At 71.0% G+C, this 22,945-nt stretch carries 22 protein-coding genes; 8 read left to right on the forward strand and 14 right to left on the reverse strand.

What is annotated here, in order from left to right; genetic code table 11:
• Positions 1–18: 18 nt before the first annotated feature.
• Positions 19–1,176, reverse strand: coding sequence for a histidine kinase (locus H343_RS0114780; protein ID WP_028431787.1), 1,158 nt, complete (start codon positions 1,174–1,176; stop codon positions 19–21).
• A gap of 303 nt (positions 1,177–1,479) precedes the next feature.
• On the opposite strand from H343_RS0114780, the gene H343_RS35925 reads away from it, so the two are divergent.
• From H343_RS35925 to H343_RS0114795, 3 genes are all read left to right on the forward strand, one after another.
• The gene (locus tag H343_RS35925; protein WP_486586907.1) at positions 1,480–1,755 is read left to right on the forward strand and encodes a ferredoxin; all 276 of its coding nucleotides are present in this window, start codon (positions 1,480–1,482) and stop codon (positions 1,753–1,755) included.
• A 98-nt stretch (positions 1,756–1,853) separates the two neighbouring features.
• Entirely contained in the window at positions 1,854–1,997 is a 144-nt protein-coding gene (locus H343_RS35930) for a hypothetical protein (protein WP_486586908.1), read from the forward strand.
• A gap of 234 nt (positions 1,998–2,231) precedes the next feature.
• Positions 2,232–2,618: a VOC family protein gene (locus tag H343_RS0114795; protein ID WP_028431789.1), complete on the forward strand. Its 387-nt coding sequence runs from the start codon at positions 2,232–2,234 to the stop codon at positions 2,616–2,618.
• Between the two features lie 175 nt (positions 2,619–2,793).
• On the opposite strand, the gene H343_RS0114800 is transcribed toward H343_RS0114795, so the two are convergent.
• The 3 genes from H343_RS0114800 to H343_RS0114810 form a co-directional block, all read right to left on the reverse strand.
• Positions 2,794–3,633 carry a DUF1206 domain-containing protein gene (locus tag H343_RS0114800; RefSeq protein WP_028431790.1) on the reverse strand — a complete coding sequence of 280 codons (840 nt, stop codon included), beginning with the start codon at positions 3,631–3,633 and terminating at the stop codon, positions 2,794–2,796.
• Positions 3,634–3,715: 82 nt separating this feature from the next.
• The gene (locus tag H343_RS0114805) at positions 3,716–3,910 is read right to left on the reverse strand and encodes a DUF397 domain-containing protein (RefSeq protein ID WP_037903832.1); all 195 of its coding nucleotides are present in this window, start codon (positions 3,908–3,910) and stop codon (positions 3,716–3,718) included.
• Positions 3,876–4,724: a Scr1 family TA system antitoxin-like transcriptional regulator gene (locus H343_RS0114810; RefSeq protein ID WP_028431792.1), complete on the reverse strand. Its 849-nt coding sequence runs from the start codon at positions 4,722–4,724 to the stop codon at positions 3,876–3,878. Before H343_RS0114810 ends, H343_RS0114805 begins: the two co-directional genes overlap by 35 nt.
• An 87-nt stretch (positions 4,725–4,811) precedes the next feature.
• On the opposite strand from H343_RS0114810, the gene H343_RS0114815 reads away from it, so the two are divergent.
• Complete coding sequence (locus tag H343_RS0114815) at positions 4,812–5,264, forward strand: ATP-binding protein (protein ID WP_028431793.1); 453 nt, start codon at positions 4,812–4,814, stop codon at positions 5,262–5,264.
• Here H343_RS0114815 and H343_RS0114820 read toward each other — a convergent pair.
• From H343_RS0114820 to H343_RS30725, 3 genes are all read right to left on the reverse strand, one after another.
• Positions 5,227–7,374 (reverse strand): tetratricopeptide repeat protein, encoded by a 2,148-nt coding sequence (locus H343_RS0114820; protein WP_028431794.1) that lies wholly within the window; start codon positions 7,372–7,374, stop codon positions 5,227–5,229. The two genes, H343_RS0114815 and H343_RS0114820, sit on opposite strands and share 38 nt — an antisense overlap.
• Positions 7,371–7,793 (reverse strand): hypothetical protein, encoded by a 423-nt coding sequence (locus H343_RS0114825; protein ID WP_028431795.1) that lies wholly within the window; start codon positions 7,791–7,793, stop codon positions 7,371–7,373. Before H343_RS0114825 ends, H343_RS0114820 begins: the two co-directional genes overlap by 4 nt.
• 154 nt (positions 7,794–7,947) lie before the next feature.
• On the reverse strand, positions 7,948–8,847 hold the full coding sequence (locus H343_RS30725) for a hypothetical protein (RefSeq protein WP_051265265.1): 900 nt from the start codon (positions 8,845–8,847) through the stop codon (positions 7,948–7,950).
• A gap of 158 nt (positions 8,848–9,005) precedes the next feature.
• Here H343_RS30725 and H343_RS0114835 point away from each other — a divergent pair, with 158 nt between their 5' ends.
• The 4 genes from H343_RS0114835 (at position 9,006) to H343_RS0114850 (ending at position 11,129) form a co-directional block, all read left to right on the forward strand.
• Complete coding sequence (locus H343_RS0114835; RefSeq protein WP_028431796.1) at positions 9,006–9,224, forward strand: hypothetical protein; 219 nt, start codon at positions 9,006–9,008, stop codon at positions 9,222–9,224.
• Positions 9,225–9,326: 102 nt separating this feature from the next.
• The gene (locus tag H343_RS30730) at positions 9,327–10,130 is read left to right on the forward strand and encodes a class I SAM-dependent methyltransferase (protein ID WP_051265267.1); all 804 of its coding nucleotides are present in this window, start codon (positions 9,327–9,329) and stop codon (positions 10,128–10,130) included.
• A 352-nt stretch (positions 10,131–10,482) separates the two neighbouring features.
• Positions 10,483–10,737 carry a type II toxin-antitoxin system prevent-host-death family antitoxin gene (locus H343_RS0114845; protein ID WP_028431797.1) on the forward strand — a complete coding sequence of 85 codons (255 nt, stop codon included), beginning with the start codon at positions 10,483–10,485 and terminating at the stop codon, positions 10,735–10,737.
• Positions 10,722–11,129: a PIN domain-containing protein gene (locus tag H343_RS0114850; RefSeq protein ID WP_028431798.1), complete on the forward strand. Its 408-nt coding sequence runs from the start codon at positions 10,722–10,724 to the stop codon at positions 11,127–11,129. The genes H343_RS0114845 and H343_RS0114850 overlap by 16 nt, the downstream gene beginning before the upstream one ends.
• A 75-nt stretch (positions 11,130–11,204) precedes the next feature.
• Here the strand turns inward: H343_RS0114850 and obgE are convergent, their stop codons facing one another.
• From obgE to H343_RS0114885, 7 genes are all read right to left on the reverse strand, one after another.
• Positions 11,205–12,644, reverse strand: a complete 1,440-nt coding sequence (obgE, locus tag H343_RS0114855) for a GTPase ObgE (RefSeq protein ID WP_028431799.1) — start codon at positions 12,642–12,644, stop codon at positions 11,205–11,207.
• A 273-nt stretch (positions 12,645–12,917) separates the two neighbouring features.
• Positions 12,918–13,175, reverse strand: a complete 258-nt coding sequence (rpmA, locus tag H343_RS0114860) for a 50S ribosomal protein L27 (RefSeq protein WP_028431800.1) — start codon at positions 13,173–13,175, stop codon at positions 12,918–12,920.
• Between the two features lie 13 nt (positions 13,176–13,188).
• The gene (rplU, locus tag H343_RS0114865; RefSeq protein WP_028431801.1) at positions 13,189–13,512 is read right to left on the reverse strand and encodes a 50S ribosomal protein L21; all 324 of its coding nucleotides are present in this window, start codon (positions 13,510–13,512) and stop codon (positions 13,189–13,191) included.
• A gap of 322 nt (positions 13,513–13,834) precedes the next feature.
• Complete coding sequence (locus H343_RS0114870; RefSeq protein ID WP_028431802.1) at positions 13,835–18,475, reverse strand: Rne/Rng family ribonuclease; 4,641 nt, start codon at positions 18,473–18,475, stop codon at positions 13,835–13,837.
• 262 nt (positions 18,476–18,737) lie between these two features.
• Positions 18,738–19,538: a TIGR03936 family radical SAM-associated protein gene (locus H343_RS30735; RefSeq protein WP_051265341.1), complete on the reverse strand. Its 801-nt coding sequence runs from the start codon at positions 19,536–19,538 to the stop codon at positions 18,738–18,740.
• Positions 19,539–19,636: 98 nt separating this feature from the next.
• Entirely contained in the window at positions 19,637–20,896 is a 1,260-nt protein-coding gene (locus H343_RS30740) for a hypothetical protein (RefSeq protein WP_158679566.1), read from the reverse strand.
• A gap of 68 nt (positions 20,897–20,964) precedes the next feature.
• Positions 20,965–22,890, reverse strand: coding sequence for a TIGR03960 family B12-binding radical SAM protein (locus H343_RS0114885; protein ID WP_028431803.1), 1,926 nt, complete (start codon positions 22,888–22,890; stop codon positions 20,965–20,967).
• Positions 22,891–22,945: the final 55 nt, after the last annotated feature.

Consider the following 22,945-nt stretch of genomic DNA (forward strand, 5'->3'; position numbering starts at 1 on the left):
TGTCGTCCTTCCGCGTTTTCACCGGGCAGCACCGGAACGGGGGTGCGGGAACGCCGCGGCCGTCAGGAACCGTCCGTCCTCCTGCTCCACGGTCAGCTCTCCCCCGTTGCCCGCCACTCGCCGCTCCAGGGTGGAGAGCCCTCCCAGCTCGGGAAGCGGGCCCTCCCTTGCGCCGTCGTTGACGACGGTGATGCCCGACTCCGAGAGGGTGATCCGCACCCGGGTGGCCTGCGCGTGCCGCAGGATGTTGGTCGTCGTCTCCCGGAGGACCTGGCCGAGCAGTTCGTCCGGGTGCGACTCGACCTCGGCCTCACGGTCGACGCTCACCTGGATGCCCGCCGCCTCGAAGAGGTTCTTCGCGTTCTCCAGCTCGGCGGTGAGGTTGAGCCGCCGCTGGGCGTAGGCGAGTTCCTTGGTCCGGTCGATGGTGTCGCCGACGAGGTCGTGCACCTCGCGCAGCTCCTGCTCCACACGTTCGATGTCGCTGTGCACCAGCTTCTGGGCCAGCGCGATCTTCAGCTTCACCACATGGAGCGTATGGCCCTGGATGTCGTGCAGATCGCTGGCGAAACGCACACGCTCCCGGACGACGGCCAGCTCCGCCTCGCGTTCCCGTGACTCCTCCAGTTCCGTGACGACGGCGTAGAACCGCTTGTTGGGGAACATGAGTCCGGTCAGTACGGCGGTGATGCCCGTGGGGATGAGGACGTACTGGATCAGTACGTCGGAGAAGTCCTCGTACGGCAGCAGAAACCTCGTCATGCCCACTGCTGCGACGTAGACGCCCAGCCCGACGGCTGCCACGCCGCGGTGGCGCCTCATCTGGGGGATGGCGTGGGAGCCCACGATGGCGAGACCGAAGTACGCCGCCGAACTGCCGGCGGCAACCAGCACACCGAAGGGCCACACCGCCGCGGTGATGGCCAGGCAGGGGAGCACGACACGGGAGAGGTCACCCGCCGCCCACCGCACGAAGGCCACAAGGGCCGCCGCCACACCCAGACTCAGGACCACGGCCTCCCACCAGGTCCGGGCATCCTTCGCCACCACCAGCACCCCTGCCACGGCGAGCGGCGGGAGCAGCATCACGAGGTTCAGCTTGCGCAGGCGTTCCTTCGCGTCGACGCCCCGGTGAGCCCGGACGTCCGGCCGCGCCCGTGGCAGGACCGGTCTCACCGGTGCGCACCCGGCCTCTGGAACGCCGCGCGGGCCGGGAGGCAGACAGCGGTGCCGGCCGTGCGGAGTATGCGCGAGGGACGGGTTTCCATGTGCGGGGCTCCGGGATCGAAGGCGTGATTCAGCCTCCAGTATTCTTCCGGCCCCCTCCCGCGACCAGTGACACCACGTCATGCCTTCGCCCGGGCGCAGGTCGCAGGGCGCAGGTCGCAGGGCGCCGGGTGGAGGGGGCCGGGTGGAGGGGGCCGGGCACATCACGCGAGGAGGGAGCGCCAGCGGTCGGCCGACTCCATCATGTCCAGGGTGACCCGCTCCAGGAACGTCCCTGCCCTGTTCAGCCGCTGCCCCACGGGGCTGTCGGGCCCGACCGTCCCGGCAGTCTTCGACCAGGACCCCGACGACGGCCGCGTGCTCCTGCTGGACGCCGAGCCCCCCAGCGTCCATCTCGCGGCAGCACAGATGGCCGCCGGGGTCTGCCCCTCCGGGGCGATCACCGACTTCTACACCCCCTCGAAGAGGCAGCCAGGTGACACCCATGTGGAAGCCCCTGCGGCACCGGGGAAGGTGAAGTACCGGTGAAGCACTCCGCTGGACCGCCCCCGCCCGGTCGCCGCCGTCCGAACCTGCGGCACTGGCTGAGGCCCCGGAGTTCGCGGGCGTTCATCCTCGGTATCTGTATGTCCGTCGGTGGGCTCGCCGGCGGTGTGCGCTCCGCGATGGAGGGAGAGGGGACCTGGAAGTCCCTCGGCATTCTCTGCGTGGGGGTTCTCGGAGTGGCGCTCTGCATCTCGTGGATCGTGACGTACTCGCAGGAACACTGAGCTGCGTCAGTGCGGTCCTTGCGAGTTCATGGGCCGGATGACGGGATGTCGATGCCCACCACGCCATTCTTCGCCCAGTCGCAAGGCGGAGGCGGGCCCGCCACCCGCCCCGAAACAGCCGGCCGCGACCCGTGAGCGCGGCATGGGCGCGGCACCAGGGGCTGTCCCTCTGAACTTCGGCCGGTAGCTGAGACCGTCGTGACAGCCATCGACGCGCACGCACATGATGGCCGGATGGCGCGACTTCATGACATCGTCTTCGACTGCGCTCACCCCGCTGCCCTGGCTCGCTTCTGGGCCGCAGCCGTGGAGGGGTACACCGTGGCACCCTACGACGCCGCGGAGCTCGCACGGTTGCGGGCCAAGGGGATCACCAGCGTTGACGACGATCCGACCGTGCTCGTGGAGTCGGCGGACGGAGGGCCCCGTCTGTGGTTCCAACTGGTGCCGGAAGCCAAGATTATGAAGAACCGCGTGCACCTGGATCTGATCGCCGCCGACATGGAGGCAGAGATCCGACGGCTGGCTGATCTTGGTGCAACCGTCCACGCGCGGCACGAGGACAACATCGTCCTGGCCGATCCCGAGAACAACGAGTTCTGCATGTTCCCGGAGGGATGATTGCAGGCGGCAGTGCAGGTGTGATCACGGCAGCGGTGCCGCCCTGCGGTCGGCGATGCCGCGTCGGCCGCCTGCGGCCAGTACGCGCGCGGCCGACGCCCCGCTTCAGTCTGCGCGCCGGCTCGGCCGCGGTACGCCTGCCCTCCTCGGACAGCAACAGATCGGCGTGCTCGCCTCAGACGCGGCGCCAGCGCGCCAGGGCCAAGGAGAACAGGCCGAAGAGAGTGACCCCGACAGCGACGGCAACCAGCAGCCACGGCCCGGCCGGAGTGTCCGCGAAGGAACGCAGCGCGCCGTCCATGCCCTTCGCCTCGTCCGAGTCGGAGGAGAGCGCCGCCTGCACGGCGAAGATGCCCAGGGCGGCCAGGAGCGCTCCACGGCACAGTTCGCCGCCCACTCCCAGCACGTCCACCGCCTTGCGGGCGCGACGCGGTATCGCCGACAGCTTCAGATGATCGTGGTACTTGCGGCGCAGCCCCTGGACCGCGCCCCAGACACCCCAGCCGGCGATGACCAGTCCGCCCAGGCCGACGAGCCACTGCCCCGCCGGTACGGACAGCACGCGGGCGGTGATGTCCTGGGACTTGGCGTCGCTCGAACCGCCGCCCTTCGCACCCACGGCGTAGGAGAGCACCGAGAACGCGAGCACGCTGTACAGCAGGAACCGTCCCGCCGACATCAGCCGCTTGCGCGGCTTGTGCCCACCACGCTCGGACGCCCCGAACAGCGCCTCGGACAGACGCCACAGGGCCAGCCCCGCCAGCCCCAGACCGACAGCCCATATGAGCACCTGCCCGAAGGGCTGCTCCCCCAACTCCCGCAGCGCACCGCTCTGATCGGCCTGCTTGCCGCCGCTTCCCTCACCGAAGGCGATACGCAGGGCGAGCAGGCCGACGAGGATGTAGAGCACCCCCTGCGCGACCATCCCTGCACGCGCGACGAATTCGAGCGTCGAACTGTTCGCTGCCTGACGGGCGTTGCGCCGCCCTCTTCGGGCCACCGTCGGTGCGTTCATGCTGATGCCTCCCCTCGGCCGCGTCCGGTCGCGCGGCCCCGCAGATCAGCGGATGCCCCGGCGGCACAAGGAGAAACGCGGGCTACCGTTCGGCGGCGAGGGAACGTACGAGGCGGGTGAAGGCAGCGGCGGGGAAGGTGAGGCGGGGGCCGTCGGGGTTCTTGGAGTCACGCACGGCGACGGCACCGGCAAGCGTGGCGACCTCGACGCACTCGCCGCCGGAGTTTCCGCTGTAACTCGACTTACGCCACGGTGCGTTGACAAGGCTCGGGCACATGCTGCAGATCCTCCATAACGCGGGCGATCAGTTCCGCCGAGGCATCCAGTGACAGCGCGGCGGCCTGGAGGTGATCGTATCGGAGCGAACCTGCCCTCACAGCTTTCGGATCGAGACTCAGCCGGTTCGACTCATACGTCTCCGAGTAGGTGATGTCCGGTGAATCGGCGAACGCCAGAAGAGTGAAGGAGCCGGTGAGCCCGTAGTGCGCCCCTGCTGCGAAGGGAAGTACCTGAATATTGACGCCGGGATCATCGCGGTAACTCAACAGATGAACCAGTTGAGTTCGCATGTGGCCCTGACCACCGATGGGACGGTGCAGCACGGCCTCATCGAGAACGACCCACATCGATGGCGGGTCCGTGCGCTCCAGGACGCGTTGCCGGGCCATTCGCGCAGCGACTCGTTCCTCAAGCGTTTCCGGCGGCCCCGCCGAACGCAGCACCGCTCGCGCGTACTCCTCGACCTGCAGCAATCCGTGCACGACCTGAGCTTGATAGGTGTGAATCCTGCTCGCCTGGGCCTCCAGTCGCACATACTCGTGAACCCAGGACGGGAGCCCACTCCGCTTGACCAGTTCCCACAACCGCAGCAGTGCCCCGTCGGCGCCGAGCGCGATATCGGCTCGCTCAAGAAACTCAGGCTTGGGAACCCTTCGAGCCGTCTCGAACTGACTGATAAGCGACCCTGTGCAGAAGACGATCCCTCCGAGATCCTCCAACGTCAGGCCGGCAGCCTCCCTCAGTCGTCTCAACTCGGCGCCGAGATAGTGCAGTGGTGAAGCTCCCGGGTCCAGCTCACGGACGTTGGCCATAACGACTCCCTGCCAACCAAGTTGACGCTCGGGGGATTTAACTTCCAGCCATGGCCGAGAGTAGTCAACTCATTACAGCCTTGTCCTGTGAACGTCATCGAAGAATCCACCGAGTTCCCGCCCAGGCGCTACCGTATGGCGCTGATCGTCGGCGATCACTCGCCACGCCACTTGCGCCGCATCGCCCGTGCGTATCTCCGCCTGTGGGCGGTGCCCCACCTGACCGACCATGTCGAACTCGCCCTCACGGAGTTGGTGACGAACGTCCACAGGCATGTACCCGGCCGTTGGTGCACGGTCGCCCTGTCCCGGACAGACGTCGGCGTCCGTGTCGAGGTCCACGACCGCTCCCCCGTCATGCCTGCTCGCCGCACCGCGTCGGAATGGGACGAGTCCGGTCGCGGTCTCGCACTGGTCGCCCAGCTAGCCGAAAAGTGGGATGTCGCACCGGTGGCGGACGGCAAGACGATTTGGTGCGAGTTCAGGGCAGCAATGAACCCCGTCACTCCGACTCTTGCCGACGGCTGGCCTGCTCCCTGAACTCGATGAGGAACTCATGAGACTTGACTGTGTGCGGATGGTCCTTACCGAGGCTGTGCTCACGTCTTTCCGCTACCTCGGCCATCATCCGGACAGCCGCTTCCAGGTCGCCCAACGCGGCTCGAACCTGCGCATGCAGTGACTGGGCTGCGAACGTGACGGGGAAATGCAAGCCGAAACGTTGCTTGTATTCGTCCACGACCGCACAAGCCTCGCCGTCGGCGGCATCCAGACGGCCCAAGACGTACAAGGCGTAAGCCCAATTGAGTCGGACCCCGATGGCTTCATCGTGATCAGCCCCCAACTCCCTGGCGAACTCTTGTGGGAGAGGGATCGCCGCTTCGTCGACCACGGCGGCGAGTTCTGGCACGGGCAAGTACGCGAGGAGGGCGGCTCTGGCACGCAAGGTAAGGGGGTGGCCAGCTCCAAGGACATTGTGCCGCCCGGTCAGGGCACGTCGTAGCAGTTCAAGCCCTTCCCCAGCTCGCCCCGTCTGCTGGAGCGGCAGGTTGAGCCCGTAGTAGCTCTCCAGCGTGTCCGGGTCCTCGTCACCGAACAGCCGCTCGCGGTCCGCCAGGACACGGCGGAGCAGCCGCTCCGACTCCTCGAAGCGGCCGAGCCGGAAGAGCGCCCGTCCCGCCCGCGAGTGGGCGGTCAGTACCAGGCGGTGCTCCGCACCGAGCGTCGGCTCTGCGGCGGTGGCCGACGCGGAGGCCAGCTCCCAGGCCGAGAGGTAGTCGCCGGTGCGGTGCAGCGCGATGGCCAGCCGCACCGCCACGTCGAGGGCGTCGGCGGCGACGGCCGGGGTCGGGGAACGCTCCAGCAGGGCCAGCGCGTGCGGCGTCAGCAGACGGAACAGCAGGTTGTGGGGGCCGCGTTCGGGCACGGCGGGGACTACGGCGTCGAGCAGCCGGCATGCCGTGCCGGTGAGCGTCGCGGCCTGTTCGGGCGGGGTGTTCGACGCCACGCTGGCCAGCAGCACGCCGTGGGTCTGTACGCAGCGCACGCCGGCGTCGACCAGCGCGGTCAGCGATTGGTCCAGCAGACCCCGCAGCGCCGCTTCGGCACGTGCGCGCGGCGGCTCACCGTCCGGTTCGAGGCCGCCGAGGAGCGACACGGGCAGTGGGTCGGCCCCGTAGCAGGCCAGCAGCCGCAGCAGGGAGGTCGACTCCGGCATGCCCTGCGCGGTGAGCGCGTCGAGGGACAACTGCCATGTGCTGCTGATCAGTTGCCGGGAGTCTTCGTGCGGCTGGGCGGCGGCTCCCCGGTCGATCAGCTCGACCTGTCCGGGTCCGTCGAGGTGGTCGCCGTACTTGGTCATCGTCCAGGGCTCGATGACCTGGTGGGAGAGGAAGCCGCCCGCCAGGGTGAGCGCCAGCGGAAGCCGCCCCAGCCGGTCGGCGATCCCCCTGGCTTCTTCGATCGTCCCGGTCTGCGGTGCGAGGTCGCACAGCACCTGTGCGGCTTCGTCGCGCGGCAGTACGCCGATGTGGTGCAGTTCGGCCTGCGGCCACCAGTGGGCGGCGGACTGGCGTGTGGTGACCAGGACGGTTCCCATGGGACTGCCGCGCAGCCAGCCGTCCTGGAGGACGGCGGGGTCGTCGGCGTTGTCGAGGACGAGCAGCCAGGGCTGTCCGGAACGGTCGAGCCGGTCCCACACAAGATCCGCCGCCGCCCGCAGGCCGTTGCGTGCCGCGAGCAGTTCGCCCTCCCCTGCTCCTCTGTCGGCGGCGACGGCGAGCATGCCGCTGCGCAGGGACGCGCGGTCGGAGGCGTTGACCCATAAGCCGATCCGGTGGGCCCGTTCGGTGGCGTGCCGGAAGAGCGCGTGGGCGACGGCGGTCTTGCCGCAGCCGCCCATGCCGTGCAGCACGTACACGCGGTTGCCCGCGTCCTCCTCCAGGGCCGCTCGCAGGCGGTCCATCAGGTCGGTACGGTCGCGGAACGTCCCCGGAGTGCGGCCGCTCGTCGGCTGCCGTACCGACTCGATGCTCGTCCACTCCCCCGGGCCCGCGTCCCCATGGTGGTGGTGCTCGATGATCTGCTGGTCGCCGGATGCCTGGTAGACACGGCCGCGGGTGTCGGCGCGGCCGTCCATGGAGCCGCTCATCGCCGGTCGCCCCGCTCTTCGATCCGCTGGTCGCGCCCGGCCTGGTAGATCCGGGCGTGGCCGGAGGCGGTGGCGTGCTGGGTCACCGCCTGGGCAGCGTCCCGGCCGGGGTCGAGTTCGCCGAGGAGGTGCCGCAGGTCTTCGGCGACGTCGGGCCGGGCGGCCAGGAAGCGCCGCATCCTGCCCTGCCACTCCGACTGGAGTTCCCGCACCGTGTCCTCGTCGCCGCTCTGCTGTGCGGCGAGCAAGTCCTCGCGGGTGGCGTCCAGTTCGGCCTCCACCGCCTCGGCTCTGCCGGGGTTCAGCCGCCGCCAGAGCGAGGCGACCCCCTCCCGGGTGCGCTCCCAGGCGTCCGTGGCCATCAGGGTGACGACGGTCGTTCCGGCGGTAGTTGCCAGTGCGGCGATCTCCGGCTCCACAGCTCTCCCCGAACAAGTGCTCTGCGCACGCCCGACCCGCTCACTCTATGGCATCGCGCAAGGCCATGGCGTGACACGGGGAAATCCCTGACGGGTGGTCAGTGCCACCGTCCCGTGCGGCCCCGCGGCCCCGCGGTCCCTCGACCTCTCGACCTCAGTACGCCCCGTCGCCGAACCTCGCCGCGACGGCCTGCTCCAGCGTGAGGCCGCTCGCGTCCTCGTCCGGTTCCAGGAACGCGTGAATCACAGCGAGCGCGACGGTGCCCATGAGGGAGCGGTGGTTGGCGTGGTCGACGACGCCGGCTGCCGGGTCGCCGATGGCCCGCAGCGTCATCCCGTCGGTGGCCGCCGAGAGCGCGTCGGCCAGGTCGTCGAGGCTCAGCCCCGGTCGCAGCCGCAGCCCGCGCTCACGAAGAACGTCGGCGTACAGCTTCTTCCACGAACCGAGGTAGTCCCTGTACATGGCTGAGATGGCCTGCCGTACCTCCGCGTCGCCCTCGGAGGCGACCATGAGGGCGAGACCGAGCCGGACCGAGGGCATCTCGACGCCGTCGGCGGTGTGCCGGTAGGCCGTCTCGTGCACGGCCCGTACGAAGTCCGGCCCGGACACCAGTTTCTCGGTGTTCGCGGCACGCTGCTCCTGATGGCCAGGACGGTAGTTCTCACGCCACACCGCGAAGTTGATGAGATCGGAGACGAACTCCGACTGCGACTTCCAGCGGTCCCGCATCGCCGAGACCGTGGCCCGGCGGGGGAAAGGATGCGGGTTGTTGGCGACCTCGGCGGTGACGGCGCGCTGCGAGAGGAAGCCGAGGAGGGGACGCCTGCCAGGAGGGCCGGGCGGAGCACCGGGACCGAGGTGCTGTCCCAGCAGCCGCATTCCCGCCGCCAAGTACGCGGCCGTCACCGGGTCGTTCGCGAGCCGGGCGCGGAAGAGGAGCCTGCGCCTGTTGAGGTTGCGCAGCACACGGGAGAGGTCCCGGTCGTAGGGGAAGGGCAGTTCGCGCTTCCCGGACCTGCCTCTCGGGGGCCGCGGCTGGTTCACGTATGCCATGCACGCATACTCCACCGGGCCCGCCGGGGCCGACAGGGGCGCAACTGCGCGGACATCGGGGGGACTTCGCCGCTACCGCGCGGCTGCGCGGCTGCGGACCGGCCCGGCGGCGCGCTACACCGGGGCTCTGCGACCGACCGGCGAAGAGGTGATCGGGGATGCTCACGACGCAGATGGCCACCCATGCGGCATGGCTGCTGGTATCCGTGGCTGCCAGCCGGGCGCTGGTCCGGGTGATCCTCGCGGTGCTCGCCGCACACGCGGCCCGGAAGGCCCTCGGCCCGTCGGACGGGTCGAGGTCGGCGGACCGTCTGCGGGCCCACCGGCTCGCGGTGCTGCGCGCCCTCCTCAACGGCCTGAGAAGGCCCCGGCGTTGACCGACTCCCCAAAGGCCCGGGCTGCGAGGGTGCCCTGTGGTTACGCTGACCGCTCATCATGATCACCACGGCCGGCGACGCGACGTGAGGGGAACGGCACGGATGAGCAGGGAGTACATACTCGACAGCGACAGCGACCTGGGACGCAGCCAACTGGACCACCTGGAGACCCTCCTGGACCGTCACACGACGGGATTTCTGGAGGAGACCGGTGTCGGGCCCGGCATGCGCTGCCTCGACCTGGGCGCAGGCGGCGGCTCCATCACGCGCTGGCTGGCCGAACGGACGGGCCCCGAGGGGAGAGTCGTCAGCGTCGACCTCGACACCGGCCCACTGGCCGCCGCCCGGCCGGGTGTCGAAGTGCTCCGCCACGACCTCAACGACGGGGTGCCGCCGGGCGGCCCGTTCGACGTCATCCACGCCCGCTTACTGCTGATGCACCTCTCACGCCGCGTGGAGATCCTCGACGCCCTCGTCGGCGCGCTCGCACCCGGCGGCTGGCTCGTGGTCGGCGACTTCTGCGGCCCTCCGCAGCGAGTGCTGGCCTCACCCGGCGAGGCCGACACCCGGCTGTTCCACCGCGTACAGGAACTGGCCCACACGATCGTCGGACGCAGCGGTATCTCCTACGACTGGGCACACGAGGCCGGCGGCCGCATGAGCGACGCCGGGCTGGAGAACGTCCACAGCCTCGCGGTCTCCCAGACCACGGCGGGCGGCACCCCCGGCTGCCTGCTCTCCCGCAACTACGTCATGCAGGCCGAACCGCTGCTCCTGGACGGCGGGCTCACCGAGGACGAACTCAGCCGCTACCGCGACCTTCTCCTCGACCCTGAATTCCGCGCCTGGTTCTACGAGTTCGTCTCCACGCGGGGACGGAAGCCCTCCTCCCCCGGTACGCGGTAGGCGCGCACCGGGCCGCTGGGCATCCTCCTCGTACTCCTCGAGAGCCCTCTCGCGCGTGAGCCGTGCCGACGCGGAGTGTGCGCGGTCGTCCGCGGCGAGGGGGATCAGTGCCTTACACAGCGTCCAGCCGCTGCCCCGGGCCCACGCCGCCCGGCCGACGGCGAGTGCCACCGGAACGTCCGGCGGCTCTCGCCGTGGACCACCCCCGGCCGGTGGGAACGGCTGCGCGGGTGCGGCAGGACAGCTCGGCCGCCCTTCTGCCGTGGGCGCCACAGCCACGTCCGTCCCGGCCGGCGCCGTCCGCACCGCGGCAGATCGAGCACGACCAGAGAGAATCAGATACTCTGATTCCATGAGAACGATGACAGCAACCGAGGTCTCGAGGAATTTCGCCTCCGCCCTCGACCGTGCCGAGCACGGGGAGACGATCGTCATCACACGAGGAGGGCGGCGTCTCGCCACGCTTGCACCCGCCACGACCGGGAACGGTGCCGCTCTCAAGAACTTCCTTGCCGCGAACCCTGTCGATGAGAACTTCGCCACCGACGTCGCTTCTGCTCGCGACGCAACAACGGACGAGATGAGTGCGACATGGCCCGACGCCTGATCCTGGACACCGGCGTCCTCATTCGCGCCGAGCGGGACGGCAAGGGACTTTCTCGCCTGCTGACCGACGACGACGACATCACGATCTCGGCGGTAACCCTGGCCGAACTGCAGTTCGGCGTCGAACTCAGCGAGGGCGAACGGCGTATCCGGCGCCAGGAGTTCGTCGACGGCATTCACGCGCTCGTGCCGCTCGAGGACTACACGGCGGACGTCGCCCGGGTGCACGCCCGGCTCCTGGCCCATGTGCGGCGGGAGGGAAAACCACGCGGGGCGCACGACTTGATCATCGCTGCCACCGCAGCCGCCACCGCTCGCACGCTCATCACCACGGACGGTAAAGCGGCCTTCGACGACCTGCCCGGTGTCACCGCCACGGCTGCCGCGCACTGACCCACGGCCGGCTCCAGTCTTCGCCCGCCGACCCCTCACGCCCCGGAGCAGGACAACGGGCAGGCCTGCGGCGTCTCACTCGAAGGGGTCGAAGTCCTCGTACGCGCCGAGCGCTTCGTCCCGCTGCGCCTCGCGGTCCCGGCGCCGCTGCGCGGCGGGGCGCGGGGTCTCCATGCGGTGGTCCTCGCCCCGGCGGCCCAGCATCTCGGCTCCGGTGACCATGGTCGGCTCCCAGTCGAAGACGACCGCGTCGTCCTCCGGGCCGATGGCGACGCCGTCGCCCTCCCGCGCGCCCGCCTTCAGCAGCTGCTCCTCGACACCGAGGCGGCCCAGGCGGTCGGCGAGGTAACCCACGGCCTCGTCGTTGTTGAAGTCGGTCTGGCGCACCCAGCGTTCGGGCTTCTCCCCGCGTACACGGAAGAGGCCGTCGGCCTCCTTGGTGACCGTGAAGCCCACCTCGTCCACGGCCTTGGGGCGGATGACGACGCGGGTCGACTCCGTCTCGGGACGCGCCGCACGCGCCTCGTCGACGATCTTGGCGAGGGCGAAGGAGAGCTCCCGCAGGCCCTTGCGGGAGACGGCGGAGACCTCGAAGACCTCGAACCCCCGGCTCTCCAGGTCGGGACGGATGATGTCGGCGAGGTCCTGGCCGTCGGGGATGTCGACCTTGTTGAGGACGACCATGCGCGGCCGGTCCTCCAGGCCGCCGTACTGCGCCAGTTCCGCCTCGATGATGTCGAGGTCGCTGACGGGGTCACGGTCGGATTCGAGAGTGGCGCAGTCCAGTACGTGCACGAGGACCGAGCAGCGCTCGACGTGCCGCAGGAAGTCCAGCCCCAGTCCCCTGCCCTCGCTCGCTCCGGGGATCAGCCCGGGCACGTCCGCGATGGTGAAGACCGTCGAACCAGCCGTGACGACACCGAGGTTGGGCACGAGAGTGGTGAAGGGATAGTCGGCGATCTTCGGCTTGGCCGCGGAGAGCACCGAGATGAGGGACGACTTGCCCGCCGAGGGGTAACCCACCAGCGCGACGTCGGCGACGGTCTTCAGCTCCAGCACGATGTCACGCACCTCGCCGGGCTCGCCGAGCAGCGCGAACCCGGGGGCCTTGCGCCGCGGGGAAGCGAGCGCGGCGTTGCCGAGACCGCCGCGGCCGGCCTGGGCGGCGACGAACACGGTGCCCTTGCCGACAAGGTCGGCCAGCACCTCACCCCGCCCGTCGAGGACGACCGTGCCGTCCGGCACGGGCAGGACGAGATCATTGCCGTCCGCGCCGGAACGGTGGCCGCCCTCGCCGGGCCTGCCGTTGGTCGCCTTGCGGTGCGGGCTGTGGTGGTAGTCGAGCAGGGTCGTCACGTCCGGGTCGACGACGAGGACGACGTCGCCGCCACGCCCGCCGTTGCCGCCGTCGGGCCCGCCGAGAGGCTTGAACTTCTCCCGGTGCACGGAGGCACAGCCGTGGCCCCCGTTACCCGCGGCGACGTGCAGTTCGACGCGGTCCACGAAGGTGGTCATGTGAAGTGCCTCCTGGGCCCCGGGCGAGCCGGGGAGTGACGATCAGTGCTTGCTGTACTCGGTGCGCCGCCGGCCAGGACGCCCGAGTGCGGGACGACCGGACACCGGACGACCGCGTGCGGGACGACCGCGTGCGGGGACGGCAACGCACCGAGGGCGGACCCGCTGCCGTACGTACGAACGGTGCGTTCGCACGTAAGCGGCGGTCCGCCCTCGATGACGATGCGCGATGCGCTGCCCGGCCCGCCGGTCACCCGGCGGGCAACGCAGGACTTATTCGGCAGCCGGAACGATGTTCACGACGCGGCGCCCACGGCGGGAGCCGAACTGCACCGCACCGGCGTCCAGCGCGAACAGCGTGTCGTCGCCGCCGCGGCCGACGCCCGCGCCCGGGTGGAAGTGGGTGCCGCGCTGGCGGACGAGGATCTCACCGGCGTTGACGAGCTGACCGCCGAAACGCTTCACACCGAGGTACTGCGCGTTGGAGTCGCGGCCGTTCCTGGTGGACGATGCGCCCTTCTTGTGTGCCATTTCTGCTCAGTCCTTACTTCTTGGCCGGGGCGGGGATGTCGGTGATCTTCAGCGCGGTGTGCAGCTGACGGTGACCGATCCGCTTCTTGTAACCGGTCTTGTTCTTGTACTTCTGGATCCGGATCTTGTCGCCCTTGTGGTGGTCCACCACCTCGGCCGCGACCTTGACGCCGTCCAGCACCCACGGGTCACTCGTGACCGTGTCACCGTCCACAACGAGCAAGGTCGAGAGCTCGACGGTGTCGCCGGCCTTGCTCTCGTTGATGCGGTCGACCTCGATGACGTCGCCCACAGCGACCCGCTGCTGACGGCCGCCGGTGCGCACGATTGCGTACACGCGGAACTCTCTCTCGCTCGCTACGAAACCCCCGACGCCAGCCGCCCGGCGCGAACTGAGGACGAGGCGCCCGAAGACGCCGTCACCCGGCTCACGAACTGATCCGAATGGATTGAGCGGCCTCTCCCCGGCAGTGCCACGGGAGGTAGTTGCTCAGGAGTGCGGCGCATCCCGATGACACGCCAGCAGCCAAGATTACGGCGCCGCGCACAGCCTGGTCAAACCGGTGCCGGCGCAGCGGCGGCCCGTCGCGGAAGCAGCGGAGGAGTCCCCGCGCGGGCGGGAACTCCTCCACCTGTGTGCCTCCGGGGCGCGTGGCCCGTCAGTCCTCGCTCGCGGGGGCCGACACCGAGGAGGAGCGTTCGTCCTGCTCCGCCGCGGCTGTCTTCTTCGCCGACGTGGACTTCTTGGCCGTGGCCGCCTTCTTCGCGGTGGCCTTCTTCGCCGCGGTCTTCTTGGCCGCCGGTGACTTCTTCGCCGCCGTCTTCCTCGCACCGGCCTTCTTCGCGGCACCCTTCTCCGCTGCGCCCTCACCCGCGCCGCCCGCTTCGCCGTCGCCGGCGGTGCCGGCCGTGCCGGACGGCGGACCGGCCGGGGCCGAGACGCTGCGGGTGGCCCGGCGGCGGGGACGCGCCGGTGCGGCAGCCTCGGCGGACCCGGACCCGGTTTCGGACCCGGTCCCGGCCTCCGGCTGGGGCTGCGGCTCGGGCTGCGCCCCGGCGGAGCGTTCCGACGCCGGGAGCACGATCGCGCCCGCCTCGTCCGAGACCGGCGGCGACCCGGCCGGAGCCGACGCCTTACGGGCCACGCGCCGCCGCCTGCGTACCGGAGCGGCCTCGGCAGAGGTCTCCGGCACCGCCACCTGCGCCTGCTCGGGTGCCTGCTGCGGTGCCTGCTCCCGGGCCTCCGGTGCGACGACGGTCACTGCGCCCTCGTCGGAGGCGGGCGGGGAGCCGGCCGGAGCCGACGCCTTACGGGCCGCCCGGCGCCGCCCACGCGCCGCCGGGGTCTGAGTGTGCGTCTCGAGATGACCGGCGCCGTTCGTGCCGCCCGCGTCGCTCACATCACCGGTGCCGCCCGCGCCACCAGCTTCGGAGCCGTTCCGCGAGCGGCCTCGGCCGTTTCCCGGGTCGGAGGCCCCCTTCGGGGTGCTCTCGTCCCCGTCACCTGCTGGTGCGGCGGCCTGTTCGCTTCGCCTCGATGTCCTCTTCCGGCCGGAAGAGGACCCCCGGGCGGACTCCCGCTCGGGGGGCTCCACCTCGGCGGCGTCCGGCTCCGCGGACTCCTGTTCCACGGCCGTCTGCGGCGCGCCCTGCGGGGCGCTCGCCCTGCGGCTGCCGCGCCGCCGCGAACGTCCGCCCCGGCCGGACGCGGACGCCTCCACCTCGGCCACGGAACCGTACAGCTCCTCGTCCGGGGAGAACTCCGGCGCCGGCTTGTGCGAACGTGCCGCCGCGTCCTTGTCCTTGGCCTTGTCCTTCGCGCGGTCCTTGTCCCTGTCCCGGTCCTTGTCCCGGTCCTTGTCGGACTCCGCGCCCTTCTGGGCGGCCGCGTTGTCGCGCGAGGACTTCTCACCACCGCCGTCCGCCGGCTCCGACAGAGGGACGGGGTGCGGCTGGGCAGCCTGCTGCGTGCCGCCCTTGCCCTTCTTCCTGCCCTTCTTGCCGCCGTTGCCCGCCGGCTGCTCCATGTGCACCAGCACGCCGCGGCCGTTGCAGTGCACGCACGACTCCGAGAAGGACTCCAGCAGCCCCTGCCCGACCCGCTTGCGCGTCATCTGCACCAGCCCCAGCGACGTCACCTCGGCCACCTGGTGCTTCGTACGGTCGCGCCCCAGGCACTCCAGCAGGCGCCGCAGCACCAGGTCCCGGTTGGACTCCAGCACCATGTCGATGAAGTCGATCACGATGATGCCGCCGAGGTCGCGCAGCCGAAGCTGGCGCACGATCTCCTCGGCCGCCTCCAGGTTGTTCCTGGTGACCGTCTCCTCCAGGTTGCCGCCCTGGCCGGTGAACTTGCCGGTGTTGACGTCGACGACGATCATCGCCTCGGTCCGGTCGATCACCAGCGAACCGCCGCTCGGCAGCCACACCTTGCGGTCCAGCGCCTTCATCAGCTGCTCGTCGATGCGGTACGTCGCGAAGACGTCGACCTCCGAACTCCACTTCTGGAGCCGCTCGGCGAGATCGGGCGCGACGTGCGAGACGTAGCCGTGGATGGTCTCCCACGCCTCGTCACCGCTGACGGTCACCTTGGAGAAGTCCTCGTTGAAGATGTCCCGCACGACGCGCACCGTCATGTCCGGCTCGCCGTACAGCAGCGTCGGGGCACTGCCCTTCTGCGCCTTGCGGCGGATGTCCTCCCACTGCCCCTGCAGCCGCTCCACGTCGCGGCGCAGCTCGTCCTCGCTGGCCCCCTCCGCGGCCGTACGGACGATGACGCCCGCGTCCTCGGGGACGACCTTCTTCAGGATCTGCTTCAGCCGCGACCGCTCGGTGTCGGGCAGCTTGCGGCTGATGCCGGTCATCGACCCCTCGGGGACGTAGACCAGATAGCGGCCGGGCAGCGAGACCTGGCTGGTCAGCCGGGCGCCCTTGTGACCCATCGGGTCCTTGGTGACCTGCACCAGCACCGACTGGCCGGACTTGAGGGCCGTCTCGATGCGGCGGGGGCCGTTGGCCATGCCCAGCGCCTCGAAGTTGACCTCACCCGCGTAGAGGACGGCGTTGCGGCCCTTGCCGATGTCGACGAAGGCGGCCTCCATGGAGGGCAGGACGTTCTGGACCTTGCCCAGGTAGACGTTGCCCACGTACGACGTCGACTGCTCCTTGTTGACGAAGTGCTCGACCAGCACGTCGTCCTCGAGCACGGCGATCTGCGTACGCTCACCGCTCTGCCGGACGACCATCTCCCGCTTGACCGCCTCGCGGCGGGCCAGGAACTCGGACTCCGTGATGATCGGCACCCGGCGGCGGCCCTGCTCACGGCCCTCCCGGCGGCGCTGCTTCTTCGCCTCGAGACGCGTCGATCCCTTGATCGCCTGCACCTCGTCGACGGGCTCGTCCTTCTTGCGGCGCGGCTCACGGATCTTGACGACCGTACGCTCCGGGTCGCCGTCCTCGGCCTCACGGCCACCGGCGCCGTCACCCGCGTCACCACCGCGGCGACGGCGGCGACGACGGCGGCGGGAGCTGCTGGAGGAACCCGAGGAACCGCCGGAACCGTCGCCGTACTCGTCCTCCTCCGACTCTCCGTCGTCCTCCGCCTCCGCCTCTGCCTCCGCGGCCGCGCTCCTGCTCCGCCTGCGGCCCCCGCTCTCGCCGGGTTCGGCGTCGCCGGCGGAGGAACGCGAGCCGTCCTGCCCGTCGCCGCTGCCCTCACCCTCCTGCGAGGCGTCGTCCGAGGACTGCTCGGCGCTCTCACCGCGACGGCGGCGGCGTCCGCCCCGGCGGCGACGGCGCGCGGGGCGCTCGTCCCCGCCGTCCGCGGACTCGGCGGACTCGGCGGACGAGTCGGACTCCTCGTCCTCCTCGCCGGCCTCCTCGGCGTCCGCGTCGGTGCCGGAGGGTTCCGCACGGCGGCGACGGCGGGAACGCGGCGCCTCGGCCTGCGGGGCCTCTTCCTCCTCGTCCAGTTCGTCCAGGTCATCAGGCTGGGCGGCGGCCGCGGCGGCGGCGCTCTGCGCGGTCTGGAACTCGGGTTCGGTGAAGACCGGCGCCTGGAAGACGGCCATCGGCGCGACGCTCTGCTTCCGCGACGCGGGGGCCTGCTCGGCACCGGACCCCTCGTCCGCGCGCTCCTGCGCCGGAGCGGACGCGCTCCCGCCGGGGGCGACCGCAGCGGCAGCCGTGTCGGACTTGCGGGAGGCGCGGCGGCGCGGACGGCCGCGTCCGCTCTCCTCCTCCGCGGTGCCTTCCCCGGCACCGGCGGCCTCGGGAGCCGCCTTCGAGGCGTCCGTGTCCGCCGACGCGCTCGCCTTGCGCGTGGCACGGCGACGCGGGGCGCGCTCAGCCGTGGCCTCCTGTGCGGAGGCCTCTTCGGCGGCGGTACCCGCGGCGTCCGGTGACGCGGACGGGGCGGTCTCTTCAGTGCTCGTGCCCGCTTCCGGCGCGGCCGCCTTGCGCGACGTGCGGCGGCGCGTACGCGCGGGCGCGGCCGGGGCCGCGTCCAGCGCCGCCTCGGCGGAGGACGCCCCGCTGCCGGCGGACTCCCCGCTCGGAGCGGACCCGGATACGGAGGTGCCGGCCGGCGGAGCATCGGTCGCGGGGGTTCCAGCTGCGGGGGTCTCAGTCACCGGGGTCCCAGTCGCTGGGGTCTCAGTCACCCGGGTCGCGGGGGCCTGCGCCGGAGCGGCCTCCGCCGCGGGCGTGGACTCCGGGGCACTCGCCCTCCGCGAGGCGCGGCGGCGCGGACGCGCGGGCGGCTCGGGCTCCGCGACCGCCTCGGACCGGCCGCCGCCGGAAACGGCGGCGGCTCCCGCGTCGCCTCCCGACCCCTGCTCGTCCTGAGCGGAGACGACCTGCTCGGGGGAGACGGCCTGCTCGGCCGCGGCGGCCTCGCTCACACTCGGAGTGCCCGCCGGGGCGCTCGCCCTGCGGGTGGCACGGCGGCGCGGACGTGCGGGGGCTGCCGGGGTACCGGTCGGCACATCCGGCACGGAAGCGCTTGCGTCGGCGCTCCCGGCGCCTGCATCTTCCGTACGCGCGGGCGCCGGGGCGGTCACCTCGGCGGGCTCGGGCGCCGCCACGGGCTCCGGCGGCCCCGCGGGCCTGCTCGCCGCACGGCGGCGGCGCGGCGGAAGAGTGTCGCTGGGTGAGGTGAACCCGGACTCGCGCGGCGGAGCCGCTCCCGTGTCCCCTGCCTCGGGCTGCTGCGCCTCCGGCGGCTGCTGCAACTGCTCCGGCGGCCGCCGATGCTTCTCGGCGTTCTCCGCGGCTGCGCTTTCATTGTTCGGTTCGAGCATGCGGGCGGTTCTCCCGTCACGCTCCCGGGCGCCGCGCCTCATCGTTCCGGTCACGGTCCGCGCTCTGCGCGGTGCCGTGCTCCGGGGCGCGGGCGCCACACGGGAGCTGTTGTCTCACTCGCCGGTTCCGGTCTTTCGTACGGCCCGGCTACGGCGAAAGCCTTCTGGTCGGTGCGCCTGCCTGCACTGACGCGGACCCGGGTGGCTCCCTGGCGCCTGCGTCGGCGGTGGCGCTTTCAACGTGATCCTCCAGGCCCTTGGCCTACGCGCTGCCGCCCGGCGCCGTCGCGACGAGGGGTGCGTCGCGGTCGGGCGCCAACGGGTCGGTCACCGTGCCGGTCTCCTCATCGAGCGGCCCCTGCGCCAGCCTGGTCACCGCTGCCGGGACCGGCGGCGCCAGGTCGGCCGTAGCTCGGAGGCCGGACAGGACGTCGTCGGGTCGCACAGCAGGTGTCAAGTGCCGTACCACCAGGCGCAGTATCGCACAGGGTTCACCCCCGGGACCATCGCCCCCCACGGCGGAGGCCACTTCCACCGAGGTCAGCGATGTGACGGCCGCTCGTGCGTCGAAGGTGCGCAGACCCTTCTTCGTCTGCCGCCCCACCTCGACCGTCTCCTCGGCGAGGAACACCTCGACGGCTCGTCCCGCCTCCTGCGGAGCGACCCCGGTGAGCCGCAACTCCCACTCCGAGGCGTCCAGCCGGTCGGCGAAATCAGGGGTGCGCGCCTCGACCGCGTCGATGATGTCCAGGCCGTCCGGCATGGACTCGTCCAGCCGGGCGCGCAGCTCTTCCGGGTCACGCTCCTCGGTGAGGGCGATCTCCAGATACTCGGCCTCGCTGCCCGTGCCGGTGGGTGCGGCATTCGCGTAGGAGACCTTCGGATGCGGTGTGAAACCGGCGGAGTACGCCATGGGTACTCCCGAACGGCGCAGCGCTCGTTCGAAGGCGCGCTGGAAGTCTCGATGGCTGGTGAACCGGAGGCGGCCGCGCTTGGTGTATCGCAGTCGCACGCGCTGAACGGCGGGTGCGGGCGGCGGGCCTACGGGCTGTCGCTTGCCCAGTGGTTCTCTCCTCGGTGCCTGACGCCGGGCGGCCACGCTCGGGAACCGGCCGCCCTTCGCGTCAACAAACGGATTCGGTGCTGCTCACAAGGTGTCGCTCAAAGGGTGCGGAAGTCCGCATCGTCACGCTTCGGCCCGAATGTGTTCGGACTCGTCGCGCTGTTGTGCGGCGATCCTGCACCCCAGGGTACGCGCTCACTCACGGCGGGCGGCTTGCGCTGCGGTGCGGGCGCCGGTGCCGGCTGCCGCGGTGCGGGCGACTGTGCCGCGGGCTGCCGTGCCGGGGGCTGTCCGCCGAACAGGGCTCGCCGGATCTCCGCGCGGGTCTGCCGCACGGACTCCCCCGCGGCGGCGAAGGCGGCACGCGCGCTGCGCGCGCTTTGCCGCGCGGCCCGCACAGCCGGCCGCCAGATCCCGTCACGCACTCCGCGCCCGAAGGGGCGGGCCAGGTGCTGCCACAGCCACACGGCGGGGTCGGCGACGAGCACGCGCAGCACCGCTTTGAGGAAGCGGAAGACCGCCCGCGAGATGTACCCGGCGACCCGCCACGCGTGCCGCAGCGCGTCCGAGGTCTCCCGTGCGACGAAGGCGATTGCGCGGCCTGCGGGCGTCAGCACCCACCGGTACACCGCAACCGCCGGCACGACGACCGCGTACCGCCACAACCACGCCACACCCGCACCGAACCCACGCGCACACGCCACCACACCACGCCCCAGCGGCGTCAGCACCCACCGGTACACCGCGACCGCCGGCACGACGACGAGGATGCCCGCCAGCCATGCGAGCGCGGTGCCCAGCGCTCTGCCCGGCACGACCAGCAGATGGCGCCCGAGCCACGCCAGGCCGTCCCCGACGCCGCGCAGCACGGCCAGAATCCCGTGCCCCAGCGGCGTCAGCAGCTCTTCCCGGATCCACTTCAGCGGGGTGAGGATCAGCGTGCGTCCCAGCAGGGCCAGCGCTGCGCCGAGCCAGCGGGCTCCGGCGGCGAGAGCCCGTCCCACGGGGGCGAGGAGCCGTTCCCACAGCGCGAGCCACGGCCACACGAGGACCGCGAAGAGCACCGGGGCGAGAACCCTCTCCCACATCCAGGTCATCGCCCGCGTGAAGGGGATCCAGACGGTGCGCTTCAGCAGCCGCCCGCAGACGGTCAGCGCGTCCCAGACCATCCGCACCGGCACGATCAGCAGCAGCGTCACGATCCGCACGGGCATCCGGACGGCGATCACGAGCCAGCCGTCGGGGGCGGCTTCGGCAGCCGCCGCGGATGGCGGCCGGCCGGGCCGCCCCTCCGTGCCGTCCGCAGGGGCGGCCTTGACGAGGGAGACCGCCGGGTCCACGTCTCTGGGAGTGCTCACATCTGCCAGGACGCCCTCACACGCCCTCCGGTTCACGCTCGCGGACGGCAACTGCCCCGTGGGCGGCTCTACTTCACCACCGACAGCGGCAGCAGCTTCTTCCCCGTCGGACCGATCTGGATGTCGAGGTCGAGTTGCGGGCACACACCGCAGTCGAAGCAGGGGTCCCAGCGGCAGTCCTCGACCTCCGTCTCGTCGAGGGCGTCCTGCCAGTCCTCCCAGAGCCAGTCCTTGTCCAGACCGGAGTCGAGGTGGTCCCAGGGCAGGACTTCCTCGTAGGTGCGCTCACGCGTCGTGTACCAGTCGACGTCCACGCCGTACGCGGGAAGGGTGTGCGCGGCGGCGTCCATCCACAGCTGGTAGCTGAAGTACTCACGCCAGCCGTCGAACCGGCCGCCGCGCTCGTACACCTCGCGGATCACCGACCCGACGCGGCGGTCGCCGCGGGAGAGCAGGCCCTCCACGATGCCGGGCTTGCCGTCGTGGTAGCGGAAGCCGATGGAGCGGCCGTACTTCTTGTCGCCGCGGATCTTCTCCCGAAGCTTCGTCAGCCGCGCGTCGGTGTCCTCCGCGGACAGCTGCGGCGCCCACTGGAACGGCGTGTGGGGCTTGGGCACGAAGCCGCCGATGGAGACGGTGCAGCGGATGTCGTTGGACCCGGCGACCTCGCGGCCCTTGGCGATGACGTTGACCGCCATGTCGCCGATCTGCAGCACGTCCTCGTCGGTCTCGGTCGGCAGCCCGCACATGAAGTACAGCTTCACCTGCCGCCAGCCGTTGCCGTAGGCGGTGGCGACGGTGCGGATCAGGTCCTCCTCCGAGACCATCTTGTTGATGACCTTGCGGATACGCTCGCTGCCGCCCTCGGGCGCGAAGGTGAGACCGGAGCGGCGGCCGTTGCGCGTCAGTTCGTTGGCGAGGTCGATGTTGAAGGCGTCGACGCGGGTCGAGGGAAGGGAGAGGCCGATCTTGTCGTCCTCGTAGCGGTCGGCGAGGCCCTTGGCCACGTCGCCGATCTCGCTGTGGTCGGCGGAGGAGAGGGACAGCAGCCCGACCTCCTCGAAGCCGGTGTTCTTCAGCCCCTTCTCGACCATCTCGCCGATTCCGGTGATGGAACGCTCCCGCACCGGCCGGGTGATCATGCCCGCCTGGCAGAAGCGGCAGCCGCGTGTGCAGCCGCGGAAGATCTCCACCGACATGCGCTCGTGCACCGTCTCGGCCAGCGGCACCAGCGGCTGCTTCGGGTACGGCCACTCGTCCAGGTCCGTCACGGTGCGCTTGGAGACGCGCCACGGAACGCCGGTGCGGTTCGGTACGACGCGGGAGATGCGTCCGTCCGGCAGGTACTCCACGTCGTAGAACGCGGGGACGTAGACCTCACCGGTCTTCGCCAGCCGCAGCAGCACCTCGTCCCGGCCGCCCGGACGGCCCTCGCTCTTCCAGGCGCGGATGATCTCGCTGGCCTCCAGCACGGCCTGTTCGCCGTCGCCGACGACCGCGCAGTCGAGGAAGTCGGCGACGGGCTCCGGGTTGAAAGCCGCGTGACCGCCCGCCATGACGATCGGGTGGTCGTCGGTGCGGTCCTTCGCCTCCAGCGGGATGCCCGAAAGATCCAGCGCGGTCAGGAGGTTGGTGTAGCCGAGTTCGGTGGAGAAGGAGACACCGAGCACGTCGAAGGCGCCGACCGGACGGTGCGCGTCGACCGTGAACTGCGGGACACCGCGCTCCCGCATCAGCTCCTCCAGGTCCGGCCAGACGCTGTAGGTGCGCTCGGCCAGTACGCCCTCCCGTTCGTTGAGCACCTCGTAGAGGATCATGACGCCCTGGTTGGGCAGCCCCACCTCGTACGCGTCCGGGTACATCAGCGCCCAGCGGACGTCGCAGGCGTCCCAGTCCTTGACGGTGGAGTTCAGCTCACCGCCGACGTACTGGATCGGCTTCTGGACGTGCGGGAGGAGGGCCTCCAGGCGCGGGAAGACCGACTCGACTGGCATGGGGGTGTCCTCGGATCGGGTGCTCTCTTACGGCGTGTGGCCATTCAGCGTAACG

This window comes from Streptomyces sp. TAA204 (assembly GCF_000424965.1).